The sequence below is a fragment of the Microbacterium sp. SCPM-O-B-15248 (M128) genome, assembly GCF_058214835.1.
On the sequence record NZ_JBYQLI010000002.1, the window covers coordinates 145988 to 169076 of the forward strand.

Below are 23089 nucleotides of genomic sequence, written 5' to 3' on the forward strand. Positions count from 1 at the left end.
GGTCAGCTGATGCGGCCGAGGTACTCGCCGGTGCGAGTGTCGACCTTGATCTTGGTGCCGGTCTCGAGGAACAGGGGAACCTGCATCTCGTAGCCGGTCTCGACGGTGGCGGGCTTGGTGCCGGCCGACGAGCGGTCGCCCTGCAGGCCCGGCTCGGTGTAGGTGACCTCGAGGATCACGGACGGCGGCAGCTCGATGTAGAGCGGGTTGCCGTTGTTGAGCGCGATCTGCACCTGCTGGTTCTCGAGCAGGAAGTTCGCGGCGTCGCCCACCGTCACCGCGCCCACGGTGATCTGGTCGTAGTCGGCGACGTCCATGAAGACGAAGCCCTCGCCGTCGTTGTAGAGGTAGGTGAAGTCACGACGGTCGACGTTCTCGATGTCGACCTTCGCGCCGGCGTTGAACGTGCGGTCGACGACCTTGCCGGACATGACGTTCTTCAGCTTCGTGCGGACGAACGCGCCGCCCTTTCCGGGCTTGACGTGCTGGAACTCCACGACGCTCCAGAGCTGACCGTCGATGTTCAGGACGACGCCGTTCTTGATGTCTGCAGTGGATGCCATGAGGTTCGATATTCCGTTTCGTGAGTCGGTGGGGGCGTCGCGTCGGCGCTCGCCCAGCGATCGAGTCTACGCGATGGGTGCTCAGCCGTCCGCGCGGCCGCTGATGACCTCGACGAGGAGGTCGACGGCGCGCGCGTACCCGGGGACGCCCTCGCCGATGACGTGCACGGCGGCGACGTCCTCGATGTACGAGAAGTGCCGGAAGCTCTCACGTTCCTTGATGTTCGAGATGTGCACCTCGGCCACGGGGAGGTCGACGGATGCCAGCGCGTCGCGGAGTGCGACGGAGGTGTGCGTGTAGCCGCCGGCGTTGATCACGATGCCGGCGCAGTCGAGCCGTGCGGCGTGGATCGCGTCGATGAGGTCGCCCTCGTGGTTGCTCTGGACGGCGCGGACCTCCAGGCCGTGGCGGGCCGCCGCGTCGGCCGTGACCCGCTCGACGTCGGCGAGCGTGTCGCGTCCGTAGATCTCGGGCTGGCGCGTGCCGAGCAGGTTGAGGTTCGGCCCGTTGACGAGCAGCAGGCGGCGGGGCGTGCTCACGCGCCGACCTCCTGGTAGGCCGCGAACAGCAGGGACTCGTCGGGCGCCTGCAACACCGTCGGGCGGGCGAGGTCGTCGAGCACGATGAAGCGCAGCATGCTGCCGCGACTCTTCTTGTCGCGCTGCATCGTCGCCTTCAGCGTCTGGAAGGCTCCGGCGCGGTAGGTCGTCGGCAGTCCGAGCGACTCGAGCACCGTGCGGTGACGCTGCGCGACGTCGTCGGACAGGCGCCCGGCCAGGCGCGACAGCTCCGCGGCGAAGACCATGCCGACCGAGATCGCCGCGCCGTGGCGCCAGCGGTAGCGCTCGGCGTGCTCGATCGCGTGGCCCAGGGTGTGGCCGTAGTTCAGCACCTCGCGAAGGCCCGCCTCGCGCAGGTCCTCGCCCACGACTCGGGCCTTCATATCGATCGCGAGCTCGATGCACCGGCGGAACGCCTCGCCGCGCGGGTCGACGATGTTCTCGGGGTCGGCCTCGATGAGGTCGAGGATCTCCGGATGCCAGATGAACCCGGCCTTGACCACCTCGGCGAAGCCGGCGGTCGCTTCGTTCTTCGACAGCGTGTCGAGCAGGTCGAGGTCGCACACCACCGCGACCGGCGGCCAGAACGCCCCGACGAGGTTCTTGCCCTCGGCGGTGTTGATACCGGTCTTGCCGCCCACGGCGGCATCCACCATCCCGAGAACCGTGGTCGGCACCTGGACGAGCGCGACGCCGCGGAGCCACGTCGCCGCGACGAACCCGGCGAGATCGGTGACCGCTCCCCCGCCGAAGCCGATCACGGCATCCGTTCGGGTGAAGTCGGCTTGACCCATGACCTGCCAGCAGAACGCGGCGACTTCGACGCGCTTGCCCTGCTCGGCATCCGGGATCTCGGCCAGCAGCACCTGCCGATCGCCGACGAGCTGCGCGCGGAGGGACTCGGCCTGCGCCGCCAGGGTCGGCGGATGCACGATGAGCACCTTCTGCGCGTTCGCGGGCAGCTTCTCGCTCAGGGAGGCCAGCACCCCGCGCCCGATCGTGATGTCGTAGCCCGGCTCGCCGGCGACGGAGATGGTGGTGGTGTCGGTCATGGGGTCTCCTGGGTCGGGACGCTCTGCGCCCACGCCACGATGTCGTCGACGACGCGGGCCAGGGGGCCCGAAGACGTGTCGAAGGCGATGTGCGCGGTGGATTCGTACACGGGTCGGCGTTCCTCGTATATGCGGAGCCAGCGCTCGACGGGGTCTTCGGCGTCGAGGAGCGGGCGATCGTCTCCGTGGATGCGGGATGCCACGACGTGCGGCGCGACGGTCAGCAGCACGACGTGGTGCGCGGCCAGGCGTTCCCGGGTCGCGGCATCCAGCACCGCTCCCCCGCCCAGTGCGACCACGCCGCCGGCGGAGAGGGCCTCGGCGACGGCGGCGCGCTCGAGGTCACGGAAGTGCGCCTCGCCGTGCGCCGCGAAGATCTCGGGGATCGGCCCATGGTCGCGGACGACGATCTTGTCGGTGTCGCGGAAGGGCCGGCCGAGCGCCCGCGCCACACGACGACCGATGCTCGTCTTGCCCGCGCCCATCGGTCCGATGAGCACGAGTGCGGCGGTGGGGGCCTCAGCCGAGGTCATGCGCGAGCAGCGCCGCGTCGGAGGCGTCGGTGGTGCGCAGCGTCTCGGGCAGGTGCGCGAGGTAGGTCTCGAGGTTGCGGCGGGTCTCGGCGACGTTGTCGCCGCCGAACTTCTCCAGCACCGCGTCGGCGAGGGTGATCGCGACCATCGCTTCGGCGACGACCCCGGCGGCCGGAACCGCGCACACGTCAGAGCGCTGGTGGTGCGCGGCGGCGGTGTCACCGGTTGCGACGTCGACGGTGCGGAGCGCCTTGGGGATCGTGGCGATCGGCTTCATGCCGGCGCGGACGCGCAGCACGGTACCGGTCGACATGCCGCCCTCGGTGCCGCCCGCACGGTCGGACGACCGCGTGATGCCGTCTCCCGTGGCGAAGAGCTCGTCGTGGGCCTGCGAGCCACGGCGCGTCGTGGTGAGGAAGCCGTCTCCGACCTCGACCCCCTTGATCGCCTGGATGCTCATGAGGGCCTGGGCGAGCTTGGCATCCAGTCGGCGGTCCCACTGCACGTGGGAGCCGAGCCCCGGCGGGAGGCCGTACGCGAGCACCTCGACGATGCCGCCGAGGGTGTCGCCGGACTTCTTCGCGTCGTCGACCTCGGCGACCATCGCGGCCGACGTCTCGGCGTGGAAGCACCGCAGCGGGTCGGCGTCGAGACGGTCGACATCGTCGGGGGTGGGGAACTCCGCGTCGTCGGGCACGCGCACGGGCCCGATCGAGAGCGTGTGGCTGACGAGCCGGATGCCGAGCTCGCCGAGGAACGCACGGGCGACGGCGCCGAGGGCGACGCGCGCCGCGGTCTCGCGGGCCGACGCGCGCTCGAGGATCGGGCGCGCCTCGTCGAAGCCGTACTTCTGCATGCCGACGAGGTCGGCGTGTCCGGGACGCGGACGGGTCAGCGCGGCACCGCGTCCGCGGGAGCGGTCGGAGAGCTCGACGGGTTCGGGGCTCATCACCTCGACCCACTTCGGCCACTCGGTGTTGCCGATGCGCAGCGCGATCGGGCTGCCGATCGTGAAGCCCTGCACGATGCCGGTCGACAGCGTCAGCTCGTCTTCCTCGAACTTCATGCGCGAGCCGCGGCCGTAGCCGAGCTTGCGGCGGGCCAGATCGGCACGGATCTGTGCGGGCGAGATCGGGACACCGGCCGGCATCCCCTCCATGAGGGCGACCAGTTCGGGGCCGTGGGATTCCCCGGCCGTGAGCACGCGAAGCATGGCTCTATCCTCCCATGACGGCGGTGCGCATCGCGGCGAGCACGGCGTCCTCGCGCTCCAGCGGCTCCGCGGGGTCGCCGCCGACGAACACGCGTACCTGCAGCAGGGCCTGGTGCAGCAGCATGCCGAGTCCGTTGACGGCCTGCTGCCCGGCCTCCTGCCACGCCACCGCCAGCGGAGTGGGCCAGTTCCCGTAGACGACGTCGACGAGCGGTCCTCCGACGGATGCCAGGACGCTCGCGGTGTCGCCCAGGTCGGTGCCCCCGGGGAGCGTCGCGATCGTGACGTCGGCACCAGCGGGCTCGGGCGCGGCCAGCGCAGTCACGGTGACGGGGACTCCGAGCGCGTCGCCGAGCGCGACGAGCGGCGCGGCCGCCTCGGGCCGCCGCGCGCGCACCTCGATCGCTTGCGCACCGAGACGGACGGCGGTCACGACGGCGGAGGTCGCGGTGGCTCCGGCGCCGAGGATGCGCACCCGCTCGGGCGTGTCGACCCCGATCTCGCGAAGAGCCCGCGCGAGGCCGCCCACGTCGGTGTTGAAGCCGCGGGGTCCGTCAGCGGTGAACCGCAGCGTGTTCACGGCGCCGGTGAGGCGCGCGTCGTCGTCCAGGGATACCGCTGCCGCGGCTGCGACGTTCTTCAGCGGCATCGTGAGCGAGAGCCCGCGCCAGGTGGCATCCCGTTCCGCGAGGGCCGCGCCGAACTCCGCCTCCGCGACGCGCCGACGCCCGTACTCCCAGGGCAGACCGAGCTCGCGGTACGCCGCCGCGTGCAGCAACGGCGACCGCGAGTGGTCGATCGGGTCCCCCCAGACGGCGAGGCGGACGGGCGTCAGCATCCGCCGTCGGGGTTGTCCGCGCACCAGGCGCGCCACTGCGCGACGGCCTTCTCGTGTTCGCTGTAGGTCGACGTGAACACGGTTTCGCCGGTGTCGAGGTTGACGGTCACGAAGTACAGCCAGGGGCCGTCGATGGGCTTCATGGCCGCATCGATCGCGAGGTCCCCCGGATTGGCGATCGGCCCGATCGGCAGCCCCGGATACATGTAGGTGTTCCAGGGGTTGTCGCTGTTGCGGGCTTCCTCTGACGTGCTCACCGACCCGCTGCCCAGCTCGTTGGCACCGTACTGGACGGTGGAGTCCATCTCGAGCTTGCCGAAGGTCTCTTGGTTCGAGGGCTGCAGTCGGTTCTCGATCACGCGCGAGACCTTGTAGAAGTCGTCGCGGTTGCGCGCCTCGCGCTCGATGATCGAGGCGACGATGAGGATGCGTTCGCGATCGGCTTCCGGGACGCCCGCGGTGTCGAGCGACTGCACCGTGCGCTGCACCATGCGCTGGATGACCTCGGTGGCGGTGACACCCTCGTCGAAGTCGTACGTGGCGGGGAAGATCCAGCCCTCGAGCGTCGTAGCCGGCACGCCGTACTGCGACGGGTCGGCGACCGCGGCCTCGAGATCGGCGCGCGGCATGCCCAGCTGCTCCGACATCACGTCGAGAGACTGCTGCAGAGTGAGCCCCTCGCGCAGCTGCACGGAGTTGTCGAGACGGTTGGCGGGGTCGCGGAGCGCGTCGAGGACCGCGGCCGAGGTCATCTGCTGCTGCAGTTTGTAGACGCCGGGCTGGAACGTGAACGCGACGGAGTTGTCGACCATGTACTTGTAGAGCGAATTGGAGGCCTTCGTGACCCCCGCCTCGAAGAGCTTCGGCGACACGGATTGGCCGGTGTCGCCCGAGACGATCGTGACCCGGGCCTCTCCCGTGGCCATGCCTGCTTCGAAATCGACCGGTTCACCGGTGCCGAAGAACGCCTGGACCCGCTCACCGTAGGTGTTCCACAGGGCGAGGCCGCCGCCGGCGATCCCCCCGAGGATGATGAGCACGATCGCCAGCGCGATCCAGCCGCCCGCACGTCGGCGACGCCGCGGTGCGCGGACCGCCCCCCGCACCTGGTCGGTGCTGGCGTGTCCCGCGAAGAGGTCTTCCAGGGATCCGGATGCCGGCGGGCGACCGCCGCCGGATCCTCCAGCGGCTGCGGCCCCCGCGCCAACCAGTACGGGCTCGCGATCGCGCACGGGCTGCGGTGCCGGTTCGGGCCGAGACGACGGCTCGGGCCGGGGTGTGCGCTCGGGGCGGGTGGGTTCCCGCGGTTCGGGCCCGCGCGCGGCCTGTGGGGCCGGTGCCGGAGCGGGCGCGGGCTGCGTGGGCGGGGCGGCGACGGGCGCGGGGACCGCGTCGGCCTCAGGCGCTGCCGCGCGCTCGCTCACGGCATCCGTTTCCGGGACCGCGGAGGTCGTCTCGGTCGGTGCGGTCTGGGCCCGGCGGGCTTCGCGTGCGGCACGTCGCGACGACGGCGCGGGCGGGTCGGCCTCGGCGTCCCCGGGGGTCCCGTCGCCGCGTGCCGTGGCATCCGCTGCTCCCGCGCGCGGGTCGGGCAGGCGACGGTACAGCTCGGCGAACGGATCGGAGGGGTCGTTCTCGGGCATATCAGGCGGGCTCCTGTCCCGGTGCTACGGCGGGTCCGGCCGGGTCGCCGGACTTTCGCTCCACGTCGAGCGCCTGCTGCAGCAGGACCACAGCGGCGACTTGGTCCACAATGCTACGAGAATCCCGCTGGGAGCGCCCTGCTTGACGCAGCACGTCGTGCGCTGACACCGTGCTCAGCCGCTCGTCCACGAGGCGGACGGTCACCGCCACGGCCCCGGCCAGCTCCGCGGCGAATCGGCGGGCGTCCGTCGTGGAGGGGGTGTCCTCGCCGCGGAGGTTCAGCGGGAGTCCGACGAGGATCTCGAGTGCCTCGTACTCGGCGGCGAGGGCGGCGATCCGTCGCACGGGCTCGCCCTTGCGGGGAACCGTCTCGACCGGCACCGCGAGCAGACCGTCGGGATCCGACCGGGCGACGCCGACACGGGCGCGGCCGACATCGATGCCCAGTCGGATGCCTCGGCGGAACCCCGTCACGCCGTGGTCGCCCGCACGTCCGCGACGATGCCCTCGAGCGCCTGCGGCAGGGCCGCAGAATCCGTTCCGCCGCCCTGCGCGACGTCCGGCTTGCCGCCGCCACCGCCGCCGAGGATGCCGGCCGCAGCCTTGGCCAGCGCGCCCGCGGCGAGGCCGCGTTCACGTGCCGCGGGGTTGGTCACGACGACCACGGTCGCACGACCGCCGGACACGCTGCCGAGGGCGACGACCGCGGGGTCCGACCCGAGGCGATCGCGCACCTGCAGAGCGAGCGAACGCACGTCGTCGGCCGCGGAGCCTTCGCCGAGCGACTGCGCGACGACCCGCACGCTGCCCACGGCCGTCGCCGACTCCACGAGCTGCGGCAGACGGTCGGACAGGGCGCGCGCCTCGAACGCCGCGATCTTCTTCTCGGCGGCCTTGAGGCTCGCCGCGAGCTCCGCGATACGGGTGGTCAGCTGCTCCCGCGGGGTCTTCAGTGATGTCGAGAGCTGCGACACGATCGCGCGCTCGGCGGCGAGGTCGCGGAACGCGTCGAGCCCGACGAGAGCTTCGACGCGGCGGTTGGACGCGCCCACCGACTGCTCTCCGACGAGGTTGACCAGGCCGATCTCGGCGCTGCGGGCGACGTGGGTGCCGCCGCAGAGCTCGCGCGACCAGGGCCCGCCGATGTCGACCATTCGCACGGTGTCGCCGTACTTCTCACCGAACAGGGCCATCGCTCCGGCGGCCTTGGCCTCATCGAGCGAGAGTACGCGCGTGGTGACCTCGAGGTTGTCGCGCACGGCGTTGTTGGCGATGTCCTCGATCTCGGTGCGGGTCTCGGGCGAGAGCGCCGCACCCCAGCTGAAGTCGAAGCGCATGTACCCGGCGCGGTTGAGCGACCCGGTCTGCGTCGCCGTCTTGCCCAGGGTGTCGCGGATCGCCGCGTGGACGAGGTGCGTGGCCGAGTGCGCCTGCTGAGCGGAGTGGCGGTTCAGTGCGTCGACGACCGTCGTCGCCAGAGCATCGACCGACACTTCGCCGGTGGTGACCTCGACGGTGTGGCTGATCAAGCCCGGTACGGGGCGCTGCACGTCGAGGACCTCGAGCTCGTAGCCCGGGCCCACGATGAGGCCCTTGTCGGCCACCTGGCCGCCGGACTCGGCGTACAGCGCGGTCTCGGCGAGGATGACCTCGGCGATCTGTCCCTGCGACGCCCGATCGGTGGCGCGGCCCTCGACGAGGATGCCGAGCACCTTCGACTCGGTCTCGAGGTCGGTGTAGCCGGTGAAGACCGTCTCGCCCTTGGCCCGGAACTCGCGGTACGCGCTCTGGTCGGCGATCGCACCCTTGCGCGCGCGGGCGTCGGCCTTGGCGCGGGAGCGCTGCTCCTGCATGAGGGTGTCGAAGGCGCCGCGGTCCACGCTCAGACCCGCCTCTTCGGCGATCTCGAGCGTGAGGTCGATCGGGAAGCCGTAGGTGTCGTGCAGCAGGAAGGCCTCGGACCCCGAGAGGGTCGTGGTGCCGCCGCTCTTGGCATCCGCCACCGATTGGTCCAGGATCGCCGACCCGGCCGCGAGAGTGCGCAGGAACGTCTGCTCCTCGGCGATGGCGTACGCCGAGAGTCGGGCGTAGTCGGCTTCGACCTCGGGGTACGACTCCTTCATCGCGTCACGCGAGGCGGCGAACAACTCGGGGAAGGTCGGGCCCTCGACGCCGAGCAGGCGCATCGACCGGATGGCGCGGCGCATGATGCGGCGCAGGATGTAGCCGCGGCCCTCGTTCGAGGGCGTCACACCGTCGGCCAGCAGCATGAGCGAGGAGCGCACGTGGTCGGCGACGATGCGGAGCCGCACGTCGTCCTCGTGCGCCTCGGCGCCGTAGGACTTGCCCGCGAGCTTCGCCGCCAGGTCGAGGACCGGGCGCACCTGGTCGGTCTCGTACATGTTGTCGACGCCCTGCTTGATGAACGCGATGCGCTCCAGGCCCATGCCGGTGTCGATGTTCTTCGCGGGCAGCTCGCCGACGATGTCGAAGTCGTACTTCGACCGCACGTTCGTGATCTCGTACTGCATGAACACCAGGTTCCAGATCTCGACGTAGCGGTCGTCGTCGGTCGCCGGTCCCCCGTCGATGCCGTACGCCGGACCGCGATCGAAGAAGATCTCGGAGCACGGACCCGCGGGGCCCGGGAGCCCGGTCGACCAGTAGTTGGTGTCCTTGCCGAGACGCTGGATGCGCTCCTCGGGCAGGTCGGTCAGGCGCAGCCAGAGGTCGTGCGCTTCGTCGTCTTCTTCGTAGACGGTGACCCAGAGGTCCTTCGGGTCGAAGGCCAGGCCGCCGTCCTCCTCGGGCGAGGTCAGCAGCTCCCACGCGTAGCGGATCGCGTCCTCTTTGAAGTAGTCGCCGAACGACCAGTTGCCCAGCATCTGGAAGAAGGTGCCGTGACGCGGGGTCTTGCCCACTTCTTCGATGTCGTTGGTGCGGATGCACTTCTGCACGTCGGCGGCGCGGGGGTAGGGCGGGGGCACGACGCCACTGAGGTAGGGGATGAACGGCACCATGCCGGCCACCGTGAACAGCAGGGCCGGGTCGTCCGTGACGAGCGAGGCCGACGGCACGATGGTGTGGTTCTTCTTCTCGAAGTAGTCGAGGAAGCGCTGAGCGATCTCGGCGGTTTTCATGTCGGATCTTTCCGTGGGCGTGCGGATCCTCCCCCGGCGGGCGGGGCCGGATGCCGGGAGGTCAGTCGGTGGAGACGGCGTTCTTGGCCGCGGCGGCGGAGCCCGCGGCGTCGGCGGTCGCGTCGACGGCGGACGCGGCGACGCCCTTGGCGTCGTCGAGGATCTCGGACAGGCGCGTCTCCTGCTCGTGGTAGGCCTCGCTCATGCGGTCGGCGAACTCGCCGATGCGGGAGTCGACCTGGGCGAGCAGCTCTTGGCCGCGGGGGTCTTTGTTGACCAGGTGGGCGGCGACGAAGCCTCCGGCGATGCCCAACACGAACCAGACGAGGCTTCTCACGATCACCACTTCTTCCTCGAGCAAGCGCCGCGGGCGCGGCATCCCTTCATCGTAGGCGACAGGCCCTGTGTCGCGCGTGCTCGACGGGGCGGATGCCGCTCGCCCCGGCATCCGTGGCCGTTCTTGGCGCGCAGAACTCCTGCAGGGATGCCGTTTCGGACGTGCCGCGGCTGTTCGGGTGCCGATGGTGCCGGAGTTGTGCCGCAGCGAAACGACGAAGGGCGCCGGGAGAACCCGGCGCCCTTCGGCTCGTGAGTCTGGGACTCAGCGAGCGGCGTAGTACTCGACGACGAGCTGCACGTCACAGGTGACGGGCACTTCGGCGCGCTTGGGGCGACGCACGAGCTTCGCCTGCAGAGTCGCGAGGTCGACCTCGAGGTAGCCCGGAACGGGGGGCAGAACCTCGGCGTGCCCACCGGCGGCCGCGACCTGGAAGGGCTCGAGGCCTTCGCTCTTGGTCTTGACGTGGATGAGCTGACCCGGCTTGACGCGGAACGACGGGCGGTCCACGAGCTGGCCGTCGACCAGGATGTGGCGGTGCACGACGAGCTGGCGGGCCTGGGCGGTGGTGCGGGCGAAGCCCGAACGCACGACCAGGGCGTCCAGACGCATCTCGAGCAGCTCGACCAGGTTCTCACCGGTCAGGCCGTCGGTGCGGCGGGCCTCGTTGAACGCGATGCGCAGCTGCTTCTCGCGGATGCCGTACTGCTCGCGCAGACGCTGCTTCTCGCGCAGACGGACGGCGTAGTCGCTGTCGGCCTTGCGCTTGGTGCGGCCGTGCTCGCCGGGAGCGTAGGGACGCTTCTCGAGGTAGCGGGCGGCCTTCGGGGTGAGCGCGACGCCGAGGGCGCGCGACAGACGGACCTTGCGGCGGTCCTGGGACTTCGTTGCCACGAAGTACTCCTTCCGATGACGTGGCCGCGCCTTTCGCGGCTCACGGACGTATCACGCTCTCTTCGCCCTGTCCGGACTGCACGCCGGGGCATGCCGGAAGGTCGGTGAAGAAGAGAGGGGATGCCCGAAAACACTGTTTCGAACCGATGCAGTCTATCAGACGGCGGTCGCCGCGAAGGAGGTCCAGGTGATCGAGAACAGGGGCACGTAAAGCAGCCCGATGAGGAGCGCGTGGGTGATGACGAAGGCGCTCGCCTCCAGCGCCGTGCCCGGCTGGCGCAGATGGGCCGTGAGCTTCCGCAGCAGAGTCACGGGATGCCGGACATCCCAGCTGTTGACGCGCAGATAGCGGCCGAGGTACACGCCGACGGCTCCCAGCACGATGACGACGCCGGCGAAGACCCACCCGGTTGCCGGAAGACTCGTGTCGGGGCGGTCCTCGAAGACGACGAGAAGGGTCTGCAGGATGCCGAGGCTCAGGATCGCATTGCCGATCCCTGAGAGCGTGAGCACCAGCGTCTGAATGATGTCGTACCAGAGCGGGACCGGAGAGGTCGCCGTGCGGTGGCTGAAGTTCAGCTCGGTGATCAGGTAGACCGAGTTGGGGAACAGGAGAAGCCACACGCCGGTGGCCGCCACGAGGTACGCCGTCACGACGACGGCCCGCGCATCGGGGCCGATGTCGACGAGGTGGGCGAGGATCGGTGCCAACACGGCCAGTCCGCCGCAGACTCCGAGCGCCGTCACGACCGGCAGGGCCGACACCGATGTTCAGGAGCATCGGCCGGTAGAGCGCGACCCGGTAGACCTTCGCTCGCAGGACGACCAGCACGACGGCGTACACATCGAGGACGATCACGGCGGCGGCGGCGAGCAGGACGGCGGTCACCGCGACAGCGTCGCACGGCCGTTCCGGTTCGCTGACGCGACGTCCCTCGATTTCACCCGCCGTCGAGGATGCGGCGGATCTTCTCCAGTCGCGCCGAGACGTCCCGTTCGGCGCCGTGCGAAGTCGGCTGGTAGTACTGCCGTCCGCGCAGTTCGTCGGGCAGATACTGCTGCGCGACGATGCCGATGTCGCTGTCGTGCGCGTACTTGTAGCCCTTGCCGTGCCCCAACCGCTTGGCTCCGGGGTAGTGCGCGTCGCGCAGGTGCAGCGGCACACGCCCGAACCCGCCGGCGCGGACATCGGCGATCGCGGCGTTGATCGCGTTGTAGGCGGCGTTGGATTTGGCCGTGGTCGCGAGGTACACCGTCGCCTCGGCCAGCGGGATACGTCCCTCGGGCATGCCGATGAAGGCCACGGCATCCGCCGCGGCGACGGCGATCTGCAGTGCCTGCGGATCGGCGAGACCGATGTCCTCGGCGGCGGAGATGACCAGTCGTCGAGCGATGAACCGCGGGTCCTCCCCCGCCTCGATCATGCGGGCGAGGTAGTGGACCGCGGCGTCGACATCGGAGCCGCGCACCGACTTGATGAAGGCGCTGATGACGTCGTAATGCTCGTCGCCCTGCCGGTCGTACCGCAGCAGCGCGCGGTCGACGGCTTGGGCGATGTGGTCGCCGGTGATGACGGGGCGCTCGTCGCCGTCCGGTGCGGTCTCGGCGTCCGCATCATCGGCATCCGCGTCTTCGGGACCGTCGGTGTCGTCGTCCGTGCCGTCAGGGTGGGGCACGTCGTCGCGGGTGGCGTCGTCGGCAGCGACGGATGCCGCGGCCTCGAGGGCCGTGAGGGCGCGGCGCGCGTCGCCCGAGGCCAGGCGCACGAGGGCTGATCGGGCCTCGGTGCTGAGCACGACAGCGCCGGCGAGTCCGCGCGGATCGGTCACCGCGCGATCGACGAGAGCGCCGAGGTCGTCGTCGCCGAGCGGGCGCAGCGTCAGCAGCAGCGAGCGCGAGAGCAGCGGCGAGATCACCGAGAACGAGGGGTTCTCGGTGGTGGCGGCGATGAGGACCACCCACCCGTTCTCGACGCCCGGGAGCAGAGCGTCCTGCTGGGCCTTGGTGAAGCGGTGGATCTCGTCGAGGAAGAGGATCGTCGATTGACCGTAGAGGTCGCGTTGAGTGAGCGCCTCTTGCATGACCTCGCGGACGTCCTTCACGCCCGCGGTGATCGCCGACAGCTCGACGAAACGGCGTCCCGACGATCGTGCGATCGCCTGCGCGAGCGTCGTCTTACCGGTGCCCGGAGGTCCCCACAGGATCACCGAGACGGCCGAGATGGATGCCGAGGAGTCGGCGCCGGCGAGGGTGACCAGGGGTGAGCCCGGGCGCAGCAGGTGTCCCTGACCGGCGACCTCGTCGAGGCTCGTCGGACGCATCCGCACGGCGAGCGGGGTCTGGCCCTGGAAGAGGGCGGAAGCACTGGTCACCGATCCAGGCTAATCGCGCCCGCCGACACGGGGTGTGCCTGCCTTTGTGGGGCGCTGCGGGCGGTGCGTAGGATCGGGGGCGGTTCGCGGACGGTGGGAAGGAGTCGATGTGGCGACGGGTGGCAAGGCTCGGCAGAGCCGCGAGCAGCGTGAGCGGGCGCGGGCGTACCAGGCCCGTCAAGACCTCCACCGCCGTCAGGGTCGGCGCCGCCTGCGCGACAACGTGCTGGCCCTCGTGGTCGGGCTCGTGGTGATCGGTGCGGCGATCGGTCTGCAGACCGTCTACTTCGTCGCCGGTCCCGGCGCACCCGCGCCCGAGCCGACCGTCGTCGACACGCCGAGCCCGACGCCGAGCCGCCCCGTGCTCCCCGACCCCGCGGTCTCTCCCACTCCCTGATCCTGTGACGACGGCATCCGTCGTACTAGGCTCGGACCGTCCTTCTCCCCCAGGCGGCTCTGCCGCGATGAGGTGCTTCCCGTGACTTCCGTTCCCTCCCACGATTCCCACGACCACACCGCCGACGACGTCGCCGAGGTCGATGAGACCACCGAGACGCCCGCGGATTCCGCGGACGTCTCCGCGACCGAGGCCGCAGCCGCGGTTCCGGCGGACGACGACGCCGCCGATGAGACGGCCGCCGATGACGCCGCCGCCGATGACGCCGCCGCGGTTCCGACCGCCGAGGCCGAGGCCGAGTCCGAGCCCGAGGCCGTAGCCGAGCCCGACGCCGAGACGGCCACCGCGGACGCAGAGTCGGCGATCGAGCCCGCGGAGTCCGAGCCCGTGGCATCCGCCCCCACTCCGGCCCCCGCCCCCGGCCCCCGCCCCGGCCCGCGCCCGGGTGCGCGCGTGGCCGCGCCGGTCGGGCCGTGGGGTCGCGTCGACGAGGACGGCACCGTGTCGGTTCGTGAGGGCGACGAGTGGCGCGTCGTGGGACAGTACCCCGACGGGACCGCGGACGAGGCGCTCACCTACTACCAGCGCAAGTTCGCCGATCTGGCCGGCGAGGTCACGCTCCTCGAGGTGCGCCACCGCCGTGGGGGCGCGTCCGCGTCCGACCTGCGATCCACGGCCGCCACGGTGCGCGACAAGGTCGACGGAGCCGCCGCCGTCGGCGACCTCGCCGCTCTTCTGGAGCGCCTGGACGCGCTGACCGCCGAGCTGGCCGAGGCGACCGAAACCGAGGCCGCCGCGGCCAAGGAGGCTGTCGAGGATGCCGTGCGCGCACGCACCGAGATCGTTGAGAAGGCCGAGGCCCTGGCCGCCCGTGACCCCCAGACGGTCCAGTGGAAGCAGATGACGGCCGACATGTCGGCGCTCTTCGACAGCTGGCAGGCCCACCAGCAGACCGGCCCCCGGCTGCCGAAGTCGACCGCTCAGACTCTGTGGCGCCGTTTCCGCGACGCTCGCGCCACGGTCGACCGTCACCGCCGCGAGTTCTTCTCGGCACTCGACGAGACGCACAAGGCCGCGCGCGACATCAAGACGCGCCTGGTCGAGCGGGCCGAGGCTCTCGCTCCCCGTGGCGAGGACGGCATCCCGGCCTACCGCGATCTTCTCGACGAGTGGAAGGCCTCGGGCCGCGCCGGCCGCAAGGTCGACGACGCGCTCTGGGCCCGGTTCAAGGCCGCCGGAGACGCGTTGTACGGTGCGCGCATCGACCGCGAGACCGCTGACGCCGAAGCGTCCAAAGAGAAGATCGAGCAGAAGCGGGCGCTCCTCGACGAGGCGGCGCCGATCGTCGACGAGAAGAACCTGGCGACGGCGCGTCAGAAGCTCACCGCGATCCAGCGCCAGTGGGACGAGATCGGGCGCATCTTCCCCCGCGACAAGGAGCGTGTCCTCGACGACGAGCTCCGCAAGATCGAGCAGAGCGTCCGCACCCGCGAAGACGCCGAGTGGAAGCGCAACGATCCCGAGCAGAAGGCGCGTGCCAACGACATGACGCGTCAGCTCACCGACGCGATCGACAAGCTCGAGGCCGAGCTCGCCGCGGCCGAGGCCAAGGGCGACAAGCGCGCCGCCGCGCAGGCGGCCGAAGCACTCGAAGCGCGTCGCACCTGGCTGCGCGCGCTCGGGGGCTGAGCGTTCTCCACAGTTTGGCGCCCCGCGGCGCCGCAGGAGAGGCCGTCCCGTCACACTGACGGGATGGCCTCTCCATTTCTGTATTTCCCCGGAGAACGACTCTCGCTGCCGGAGTTGACCGCCGCGTGTCTCGACGGTCTGCTGATCCCGATCGGCGAGGGATTCATGCCGGCCGATGCCGTAGAGACGCCCTGGATGCGGGCGCGGAGCCTGGCGCCGCTCCTCGGCGACCGGTGGGCCGCCGTGCGTTCGACCGCGGCCTGGGTGCACGGCGGCCTCGCCGTCGAGCCGTCCCGCCATCGTGTGCAGCGGGCGAGTGCCGAGCGGGCGCGTCCGCTCCGCGGCGGCAGAGTGCTCGTCCACGACGTGCGGATCGCTCCGGACGACGTGGTGACGATCGCCGGCGTCCGCGTCGCCCGCCCCGAGCGGACATTGGTCGATCTCGCTCGCTCGCAGGATGCCGACGATCGCGGGATCGCGCGACGATGGGCCGGCACCGCCCCCGACGTCGCCGAAGGCGCACGGGCGTGGCTCGCGCGGCATCCGCGCTTCCCCTACGGAAAGCGGGCCGACGATCTGCTCTCGGCGGTCAGGACGAAGTGACCCGGTACACGTCGTACACGGCGTCGATGCGGCGCACCGCATTGAGCACGCGGTCGAGGTGCACGGTGTCGCCCATCTCGAACACGAACTTGCTCAGTGCGAGGCGATCGTTCGTCGTCGAGACGGTGGCCGAGAGGATGTTGACGTGGTGCTCGCTCAGGACGCGCGTGACGTCGCTCAGCAGCCCGGAACGGTCGAGGGCTTCGACCTGGATCTGCACGAGGAAGACGCTCTTGGTCGTCGGAGCCCACTCGACCTCGATGAGCCGCTCGGGGTCCTCTCGCAGTGACTTGACGTTCGTGCAGTCGCCGCGGTGCACCGAGACGCCGCTCCCGCGCGTGACGAAGCCGACGATCTCATCGCCGGGCACCGGCGTGCAGCACTTGGCGAGCTTGACGAGGATGTCGGGGGCGCCGCGCACGAGCACGCCGGAATCGCCGCCGCGCGGGGCGCGGCTGCGTCCGACCTGCGGCAGGTCGATCGGTCCCGTCGAGGTGTCGTCGGCGCTGACGAGCGCGGTGACCTTCTCGATGACCGACTGGGTCGAGACGTGTCCCTCGCCGACCGCGGCATACAGGGCCGCGACGTCTTCGTAGTGGAAGTGCCGGGCGACCTCGGCGAAGGAGTCTTGGTTCATCAGGCGCTGCAGCGGCAGGTTCTGCCGGCGCATGGCCCGAGCGATGGAGTCCTTGCCCTGCTCGATCGCCTCTTCGCGGCGCTCCTTGGTGAACCACCCGCGGATCTTGTTCCGCGCGCGGGTGCTCTTGACGAAGCCGAGCCAATCCTGGCTGGGGCCGGCGTCGGGGTTCTTCGACGTGAAGACCTCGACGACGTCGCCCGACTGCAGTTCGGTCTCGAGCGGCACGAGCCGGCCGTTGACCTTGGCACCCATCGTGCGGTGGCCGATCTCGGTGTGCACGGCGTACGCGAAGTCGACGGGAGTCGCGCCCTTCGGGAGCCCGATCACGCGTCCCTTCGGCGTGAAGACGTAGACCTCTTTCGCGCCGATCTCGAAGCGCAGCGAATCGAGGAACTCTCCGGGGTCGGCGGTCTCGGCCTGCCAGTCCGAGATGCGCGCGATCCAGGCCATGTCGGTGTCGGAGGCCTTGGCATCCGTCTTTCCCCCGGCCATGCGCTCTTTGTACTTCCAGTGCGCCGCGACGCCGAACTCCGCCTGCTGGTGCATCTCGTGCGTACGGATCTGGATCTCGACCGTGCGACCGCTCGGACCGATGACCGTCGTGTGGAGCGACTGGTAGAGGTTGAACTTCGGCGTGGCGATGTAGTCCTTGAACCGGCCGGGCAGCGGCGTCCAGCGCGCGTGGATCGCACCGAGAACGGCGTAGCAGTCGCGCACGGTGCCCACGAGGATCCGGATGCCGATGAGGTCGTAGATGTCGTCGAACTCGCGGCCGCGCACGACCATCTTCTGGTACACCGAGTACAGCTGCTTCGGACGGCCCATGACGCGACCGCGCACGCGGAGCTCGCGCAGGTCGGCATCGATGTTGTCGATGACGGTCTGGACGTACTGCTCGCGCTGGGGGGTGCGCTGGCGCACCAGGCTCTCGATCTCGGCGTAGAGCTTGGGGTGGAGCACGGCGAACGACAAGTCTTCGAGCTCGCTCTTGATGGCCTGGATGCCGAGCCGGTGCGCCAGGGGCGCGTAGATCTCGAGTGTCTCGGTCGCCTTCTTGGCCGCCTTGTGCGGCGGGACGAAGCCCCACGTGCGCGCGTTGTGCAGACGGTCGGCGAGCTTGATGAGCAGCACCCGGATGTCGCGCGACATCGCGACGATCATCTTTCGGACCGTCTCGGCCTGGGCGCTTTCACCGTACTTGACCTTGTCGAGCTTGGTCACGCCGTCGACGAGCATCGCGACCTCGTCGCCGAAGTCGGCCGCGAGTTCGTCGAGCGGGTAGCCCGTGTCTTCAACGGTGTCGTGCAGCAGCGCCGCGGCGATGGCCTTGGGTCCGAGCCCCAGCTCGGCGAGGATCTGCGCGACGGCGAGCGGGTGCGTGATGTACGGCTCGCCGCTCTGTCGCTTCTGCCCGTCGTGGGCCTTGTCGGCGACGGCGTAGGCGCGCTCGATGATGCCGAGGTCGCCCTTGGGGTGGTGCGTGCGAACGGTGCGCAGCAGCTTGTCGACGTCGTCGCGACGGGCGGCGCGCGAGAAGATGCGCGGAACGAGACGTCGCAGCGAGGACGGCGGTGGCGCGGGGGACGTGGTCTCGGTCACAGGTCCCCTCCCCCGGGTTCGGCGGTCAGCCTTCCCATCCTACGTCGGGCGGGACCGGTGCCCGCCGTCAGGCGGGCACACCGGCCTTCGCGCGAGCGGCGAGCACGCGGGCGTCGCGCTCCTTGATCGGGGTCTCCCGCTCGCGCAGCAGCGCGTAGAGCGGAACGGCCACGAACAGCGTCGAGTAGGCCGCCACGATCGTGCCGACGAAGATCGACAGCGAGATGTCGCTCAGGGTCCGCGCGCCCAGGGGCACACCGATGAAGAGGATCGCGCCGACCGGGAGGATCGCCACCACCGTGGTGTTGATGGAGCGGATCAGCGTCTGGTTCGCGGCGAGGTTGACCGACTCGGCGAACGTGCGTCCCGAGATCTCACCGTCCTCCCGCGTGTTCTCCCTCACCTTGTCGAAGACGACCGTGGTGTCGTACAGCGCGTACGAGAGGATCGTCAGGAAGCCGATGACCGCGGCGGGTGAGATCTCGAACCCGAACAGCGCGTAGACGCCGATCGTGATGACGAGCACGTCCACCAGACCGATGATCGCGGCGACCGACATCTTCCACGTCCGGAAATACAGGGCGAGGATCACGAAGGTCAGGGCGAGGAAGATCCCGAGTCCCCACAGCGACTGCCGCGTGACGTCTGCTCCCCAGGTCGGGCCGATGAACGAGTTCGTGATCTCGCTCGAGGGCACCCCGTAGCCCTCGGCGAGGGCGGTCGAGACGCTCTGCGTCTGCTGGTCGTCGAGCTGGTCGGTCTGCACCCGCACGGCCTGGTCGCTGATCGTGGTCACGCGGGTCGCGGCATCCGGGACGACGGACGCCACGGCCTCGGTCGCGATGGCCTGGTCGAACGACGCGGGGTTGGAGACGGTGAACTGCGATCCGCCGGTGAACTCGATCGAGAACTGCACGGGACGGAACAGGGGCACCAGCGCCGCGCCGATCACGAGGACCGCGGCGATGATGAACCACAGGCGCCGGCGCTGGACGAACGGGAAAGAGGTCTTGCCCGAGTAGAGGTCGTTACCGAGCTGCGTCATGGAGCGCATCAGTCGTCTCCCTCCTTCGTGGGGCGGGTATCGCCCTGGGCTGCGGCGAGTTCGGCGCGCTTGCGTTCCGCGATCGTCTGCCGACGCTGAGCCTCGCCGCGCGAGCGGCTGGCGCGACCCGAGACGGCAGCCGCAGCCGGGGCGCGGAACTGCGCGCGACCGCGATAGACCGCGCCGAGTGCCGCGGGGTCCATGCCGGACAGGGGGTGGCCGTTGCCGAAGAAGCGCGTGCGCGCCAGCAACTGCATCACGGGGTGGGTGAAGAGGATGAAGATCAGGATGTCGATCGCGGTGGTCAGGCCCAGCGTGAACGCGAAGCCCTTCACCGTGGCATCCGCGAGGATGTACAGCACGACCGCGGCGAGGATGTTGATCGACTTCGAGATGTAGATGGTGCGCTTGGCGCGTGCCCAGCCGTCTTCGACAGCCGCGGTGATCGACTTGCCGTCGCGCAACTCGTCGCGGATGCGTTCGAAGTAGACGATGAAGGAGTCGGCGGTGAATCCGATCGTGACGATCAGGCCCGCGACTCCCGCGAGCGACAGGCGGAAGCCCATGCGCCAGGCGAGGATGCAGAGCGTGACGTACGTCAGGACCGCCATGACCGCCAGCGAGGCGATGATCACGGTTCCCAGGGCTCGGTAGACGATGAGCGAGTAGATCGCCACGAGCCCGAGACCGATGAGGCCCGCGATGAAGCCGACCTGGAGCTGCTGCGAACCGAGCGTCGCCGAGACGGTGTCGGAGCTGACGACCTGGAAGCTCAACGGCAGCGCGCCGTACTTGAGCTGATCGGCGAGGGCCTTGGAGGACTCCGGGGTGAAGTTGCCCGTGATGCTCGGGCGGCCGTCGACGATGACGCCGCGCATCTCGGGTGCGGACAGGACGGAGCCGTCGAGGACGAATGCGAACTGGTTCAGCGGGGGCTGTGCGCCGTAAAGGCGCTGGCTGATCTCACCGAACTTCTGCGTGCCCTGGTCGTTGAAGACGAGGTTGACCGCCCAGCGACCGGTGTTCTGCTCCTGGCCGTTCGTGGCGTCGGAGATGTCGGTTCCGTCGAGCTCCACGGGCCCGAGGATGTACTTCTGTCCGTCGTTCAGACCGCACGTGATCAACGGCTGGTCCGCGGGCGCCTGTGCGGGGTCGACCGCCGGGTTCGCGCAGTCGAACGCGAGGAACTGCGCCTGCAGTGCCGGCGTGATGTACGCCGGGTCGCTCGCGTTGGTGGGCGAGGCCGTGGGCGTCGAGGGGAGGTTCGGGTCGGGCGTCGGGTACGGAGTGGCGTTGCCGTCCTCGCCGACGAACGACGTCGACGGCGACCCCGCGAACAGCACCGGTCGCAGCTGCAACTGCGCGGAGCTCTGAATCCGCTGTCGCGTGGCCTCGTCTGCCTGGCCAGGGATCTGCACGACGATGTTGCGACCGCCCTCGGTGGCCACGTCGGCCTCGCCGACGCCCGACGCGTCCACGCGCTGGCGGATGATCGAGACGGCCTGCTGCAGCTGCTCGGCGTCGGGCTCGGCCCCGTCCGTCGTCTGCGCGGCCAGGATGATCTGGGTTCCGCCCTGGAGGTCGAGGGCGAGGTCGGGGGTCCAGGAGCTGGCCTGGAAGGCGTACACGCCCAGCGCGTTGATGCCGAACAGCACGCCGGTGATGGCGAGTAGTCCGGTCAGTACGCGCCAGGCGTGGCGGACGGGAGTCGAGGGCGCCACGGAGTCGGCTTTCTGTGCGGCGGTGAACGGAAGGGGCGGAGGGCGCGTCAGGCCTGGGGGCGGTCCTTGTCGTCGCGCTCGGTCTCGGTGGCCTGGCGCGCGCGGTGGTCGTCGCTGATCGAGGTGATGTCGCCGTCGGCGACACCGGCGACGTACTCGGCCTCGGACTCCTCTGCCTCGATGAAGTCGTCTTCGGTGACGAAGCCCTGCGCCGGGTTCACGATGCGCAGCACGGCCTGGCTGTGGACCTTGATGACGACGCCCGGCGCGATCTCGACGTGCGCGGGCTTGTCGAGGTCTTCACCGTCGTACTCGACGATCGTTCCGTACAGGCCACCCTGCAGCAGCACCTCGGACCCCGGAACGGTCTGGCGCGCCTTTTCTTCCTGCTCCAGCTTCTGCTTCTGCATGCGGCGACGCGAGCTCCAGAACATGAAGACCAGGAGGCCGATCAGAAGAATGATCAGGCCGTAGTTGGCGAAGAAGTTCGCGAAGTCCATGGAGGCGGTGCACCTTTCGATTCCGGCGCGCCGTGCGGCACTGCCAAAGGGGGTCGGGGAATCCCTCGCCGAGTATAGGTCATCCCCCTTGGCTGAACCGGAGCAGCCCGTCGGGGTGGGGAACGTCGAGATGTTCGTACGCTTCGGGGGTGGCCACGCGTCCGCGCGGTGTCCGGCCCATGAATCCGATGCGAACAAGATACGGTTCCACCACCGACTCGATCGTCTCGGGCTCCTCGCCGACGGCGACGGCCAGCGTGCTGAGACCCACCGGACCGCCGCGGAATCGCCGGACGAGCGCGTCGAGTACCGCCCGGTCGAGACGGTCGAGGCCGATGGCATCCACGTCGTACAGGTCGAGGGCGGCGTCGACGGTGCGGACGTCGGCGTCGCCGGCATCCGTCCCGGTGGAGGGACCGTGGACGACGAGGTAGTCGCGCACGCGGCGGAGCAACCGATTGGCGATGCGCGGAGTGCCGCGCGAGCGCCGCGCGATCTCGGAACGGGCGGTTCCGGGCAGACCGACGTCGAGCATGGATGCCGACCGCGAGACGACCCGTTCGAGTTCTTCGGGCTCGTAGTACTCCAGGTGCGCCGTGAAGCCGAAGCGGTCGCGCAGCGGGTTGGGGAGGAGCCCCGCGCGCGTCGTGGCGCCCACGAGGGTGAAGGGCGAGAGATCGAGCGGGATGCTCGTCGCGCCCGCGCCCTTGCCGACCATGATGTCGATGCGGAAGTCCTCCATCGCGAGGTACAGCATCTCTTCGGCCGAACGGGCCATGCGGTGGATCTCGTCGATGAAGAGCACCTCGCCCGGCGTGAGCGAGGACAGCAGCGCGGCAAGGTCGCCGGCGTGCTGGATCGCGGGGCCGCTGGACAAGCGCAGCGGACGGCCGCTCTCGTAGGCGACGATCATCGCGAGGGTCGTCTTGCCGAGTCCGGGCGGGCCGGACAGCAGGATGTGGTCGGGCGAGCGTTGCTGGATGCGGGCGGCGTCGAGGAGCAGCTGGAGCTGGCCGCGCACCTTCTGCTGGCCGACGAATTCGCTCAGCGATGTCGGGCGCAGCGCGCCCTCGATCGCGAGTTCGGTCTCGTCGTCGGGCGTTCCTGCGTCGCGCACGACGTCAGCCACCGATGGGCTCCTTGCGCGCGGGGCCGAGCAGCGCGAGCGTGAGGCGCAGTAGCGCCTGCACCGAGGCGCGGTCGGACTCGGCGGCGTCTTCGGCGACGGATGCCACGGCCTCGGCGGCGGTGCGCTCGCTCCAGCCGAGTCCGATCAGGGCCTGCGTGACCTGGAGGGGCACCTGTCCGTGCGGGGCGACGGCCGCCGGTGCCTCCGTCGGCACGACGGCGAGCTTCCCGGCGAGCTGGACGACGATGAGCTTCGCGGTCTTGGGGCCGATGCCCGAGACGCGCTTGAACGGGGCGTCGTCGTCATCGGTGACGGCTTGGGCGATCTGCGGGACCGTGAGCGACGACAGGACGCCCATCGCCGACTTGGGGCCGACGCCGGTGACGCCGATGAGCTGCGTGAAGACGGTCAGCTCTTCGCGGGTCTCGAAACCGAAGAGCGACAGGGCGTCTTCGCGCACGACGAGATGCGTGTGCAGGTGCACCTGCTCGCCGACGTGGCTGGTGCGGGCGACCTGCGGGGTGACGGCCACCGAAAGCCCGACTCCCCCGACGACCACGACGAGCGCATCGTCGCCGACGTGCGCGGCGACACCCTGCAGCGAAGAGATCATGTCCCG

22 protein-coding genes are annotated in these 23089 nt (G+C 70.2%); 3 read left to right on the forward strand and 19 right to left on the reverse strand.

Annotation, left to right across the window (positions count from 1 at the left end; genetic code table 11):
• Positions 1–2: 2 nt before the first annotated feature.
• The 13 genes from efp to AC3E6M_RS03405 form a co-directional block, all read right to left on the reverse strand.
• Entirely contained in the window at positions 3–563 is a 561-nt protein-coding gene (gene efp, locus AC3E6M_RS03345; RefSeq protein ID WP_138173841.1) for an elongation factor P, read from the reverse strand.
• Positions 564–644: 81 nt separating this feature from the next.
• Complete coding sequence (gene aroQ / locus AC3E6M_RS03350; protein WP_490529031.1) at positions 645–1103, reverse strand: type II 3-dehydroquinate dehydratase; 459 nt, start codon at positions 1101–1103, stop codon at positions 645–647.
• Complete coding sequence (gene aroB / locus AC3E6M_RS03355; RefSeq protein WP_138173837.1) at positions 1100–2176, reverse strand: 3-dehydroquinate synthase; 1077 nt, start codon at positions 2174–2176, stop codon at positions 1100–1102. The genes aroQ and aroB overlap by 4 nt, the downstream gene beginning before the upstream one ends.
• Complete coding sequence (locus AC3E6M_RS03360; protein WP_138173835.1) at positions 2173–2709, reverse strand: shikimate kinase; 537 nt, start codon at positions 2707–2709, stop codon at positions 2173–2175. Before AC3E6M_RS03360 ends, aroB begins: the two co-directional genes overlap by 4 nt.
• Positions 2696–3922 carry a chorismate synthase gene (gene aroC, locus AC3E6M_RS03365; RefSeq protein ID WP_138173833.1) on the reverse strand — a complete coding sequence of 409 codons (1227 nt, stop codon included), beginning with the start codon at positions 3920–3922 and terminating at the stop codon, positions 2696–2698. The genes AC3E6M_RS03360 and aroC overlap by 14 nt, the downstream gene beginning before the upstream one ends.
• Before the next feature lie 4 nt (positions 3923–3926).
• On the reverse strand, positions 3927–4760 hold the full coding sequence (locus AC3E6M_RS03370; RefSeq protein ID WP_138173831.1) for a shikimate dehydrogenase family protein: 834 nt from the start codon (positions 4758–4760) through the stop codon (positions 3927–3929).
• Positions 4754–6403, reverse strand: coding sequence for an endolytic transglycosylase MltG (gene mltG, locus AC3E6M_RS03375; RefSeq protein ID WP_490529032.1), 1650 nt, complete (start codon positions 6401–6403; stop codon positions 4754–4756). The genes AC3E6M_RS03370 and mltG overlap by 7 nt, the downstream gene beginning before the upstream one ends.
• A 1-nt stretch (position 6404) precedes the next feature.
• The gene (gene ruvX / locus AC3E6M_RS03380) at positions 6405–6878 is read right to left on the reverse strand and encodes a Holliday junction resolvase RuvX (RefSeq protein ID WP_138178028.1); all 474 of its coding nucleotides are present in this window, start codon (positions 6876–6878) and stop codon (positions 6405–6407) included.
• A complete protein-coding gene (gene alaS / locus AC3E6M_RS03385) occupies positions 6875–9544 on the reverse strand; it encodes an alanine--tRNA ligase (RefSeq protein WP_138178026.1) in 2670 nt (889 codons plus the stop codon). Before alaS ends, ruvX begins: the two co-directional genes overlap by 4 nt.
• Before the next feature lie 61 nt (positions 9545–9605).
• Positions 9606–9923: an ATPase gene (locus tag AC3E6M_RS03390; RefSeq protein WP_490529033.1), complete on the reverse strand. Its 318-nt coding sequence runs from the start codon at positions 9921–9923 to the stop codon at positions 9606–9608.
• 222 nt (positions 9924–10145) lie between these two features.
• Positions 10146–10775, reverse strand: a complete 630-nt coding sequence (gene rpsD, locus AC3E6M_RS03395) for a 30S ribosomal protein S4 (RefSeq protein ID WP_138178024.1) — start codon at positions 10773–10775, stop codon at positions 10146–10148.
• Positions 10776–10931: 156 nt separating this feature from the next.
• Positions 10932–11540 carry a DUF1361 domain-containing protein gene (locus AC3E6M_RS03400; RefSeq protein WP_490529034.1) on the reverse strand — a complete coding sequence of 203 codons (609 nt, stop codon included), beginning with the start codon at positions 11538–11540 and terminating at the stop codon, positions 10932–10934.
• Positions 11541–11716: 176 nt separating this feature from the next.
• A complete protein-coding gene (locus AC3E6M_RS03405; RefSeq protein WP_490529035.1) occupies positions 11717–13147 on the reverse strand; it encodes a replication-associated recombination protein A in 1431 nt (476 codons plus the stop codon).
• 109 nt (positions 13148–13256) lie between these two features.
• On the opposite strand from AC3E6M_RS03405, the gene AC3E6M_RS03410 reads away from it, so the two are divergent.
• From AC3E6M_RS03410 to AC3E6M_RS03420, 3 genes are all read left to right on the forward strand, one after another.
• Positions 13257–13544: a dioxygenase gene (locus AC3E6M_RS03410; protein WP_490529036.1), complete on the forward strand. Its 288-nt coding sequence runs from the start codon at positions 13257–13259 to the stop codon at positions 13542–13544.
• Between the two features lie 81 nt (positions 13545–13625).
• Entirely contained in the window at positions 13626–15233 is a 1608-nt protein-coding gene (locus AC3E6M_RS03415) for a DUF349 domain-containing protein (RefSeq protein WP_490529037.1), read from the forward strand.
• Between the two features lie 63 nt (positions 15234–15296).
• Positions 15297–15836, forward strand: a complete 540-nt coding sequence (locus tag AC3E6M_RS03420) for a type IV toxin-antitoxin system AbiEi family antitoxin (RefSeq protein ID WP_138172642.1) — start codon at positions 15297–15299, stop codon at positions 15834–15836.
• Here the strand turns inward: AC3E6M_RS03420 and AC3E6M_RS03425 are convergent.
• The 6 genes from AC3E6M_RS03425 to ruvA all read right to left on the reverse strand — a co-directional run bounded on the left by AC3E6M_RS03425 (position 15823) and on the right by ruvA (position 23083).
• The gene (locus AC3E6M_RS03425; protein ID WP_138172641.1) at positions 15823–18075 is read right to left on the reverse strand and encodes a RelA/SpoT family protein; all 2253 of its coding nucleotides are present in this window, start codon (positions 18073–18075) and stop codon (positions 15823–15825) included. The genes AC3E6M_RS03420 and AC3E6M_RS03425 overlap by 14 nt on opposite strands.
• 67 nt (positions 18076–18142) lie before the next feature.
• Positions 18143–19129: a protein translocase subunit SecF gene (gene secF, locus AC3E6M_RS03430; RefSeq protein WP_490529038.1), complete on the reverse strand. Its 987-nt coding sequence runs from the start codon at positions 19127–19129 to the stop codon at positions 18143–18145.
• A complete protein-coding gene (secD, locus tag AC3E6M_RS03435) occupies positions 19129–20841 on the reverse strand; it encodes a protein translocase subunit SecD (protein WP_490529039.1) in 1713 nt (570 codons plus the stop codon). The genes secF and secD overlap by 1 nt, the downstream gene beginning before the upstream one ends.
• Positions 20842–20888: 47 nt before the next feature.
• A complete protein-coding gene (locus AC3E6M_RS03440; protein WP_138172638.1) occupies positions 20889–21341 on the reverse strand; it encodes a preprotein translocase subunit YajC in 453 nt (150 codons plus the stop codon).
• Positions 21342–21420: 79 nt separating this feature from the next.
• Positions 21421–22470 (reverse strand): Holliday junction branch migration DNA helicase RuvB, encoded by a 1050-nt coding sequence (ruvB, locus tag AC3E6M_RS03445; RefSeq protein WP_230006477.1) that lies wholly within the window; start codon positions 22468–22470, stop codon positions 21421–21423.
• Positions 22463–23083, reverse strand: coding sequence for a Holliday junction branch migration protein RuvA (gene ruvA / locus AC3E6M_RS03450; protein WP_490529041.1), 621 nt, complete (start codon positions 23081–23083; stop codon positions 22463–22465). The genes ruvB and ruvA overlap by 8 nt, the downstream gene beginning before the upstream one ends.
• Between the last annotated feature and the right edge of the window lie 6 nt (positions 23084–23089).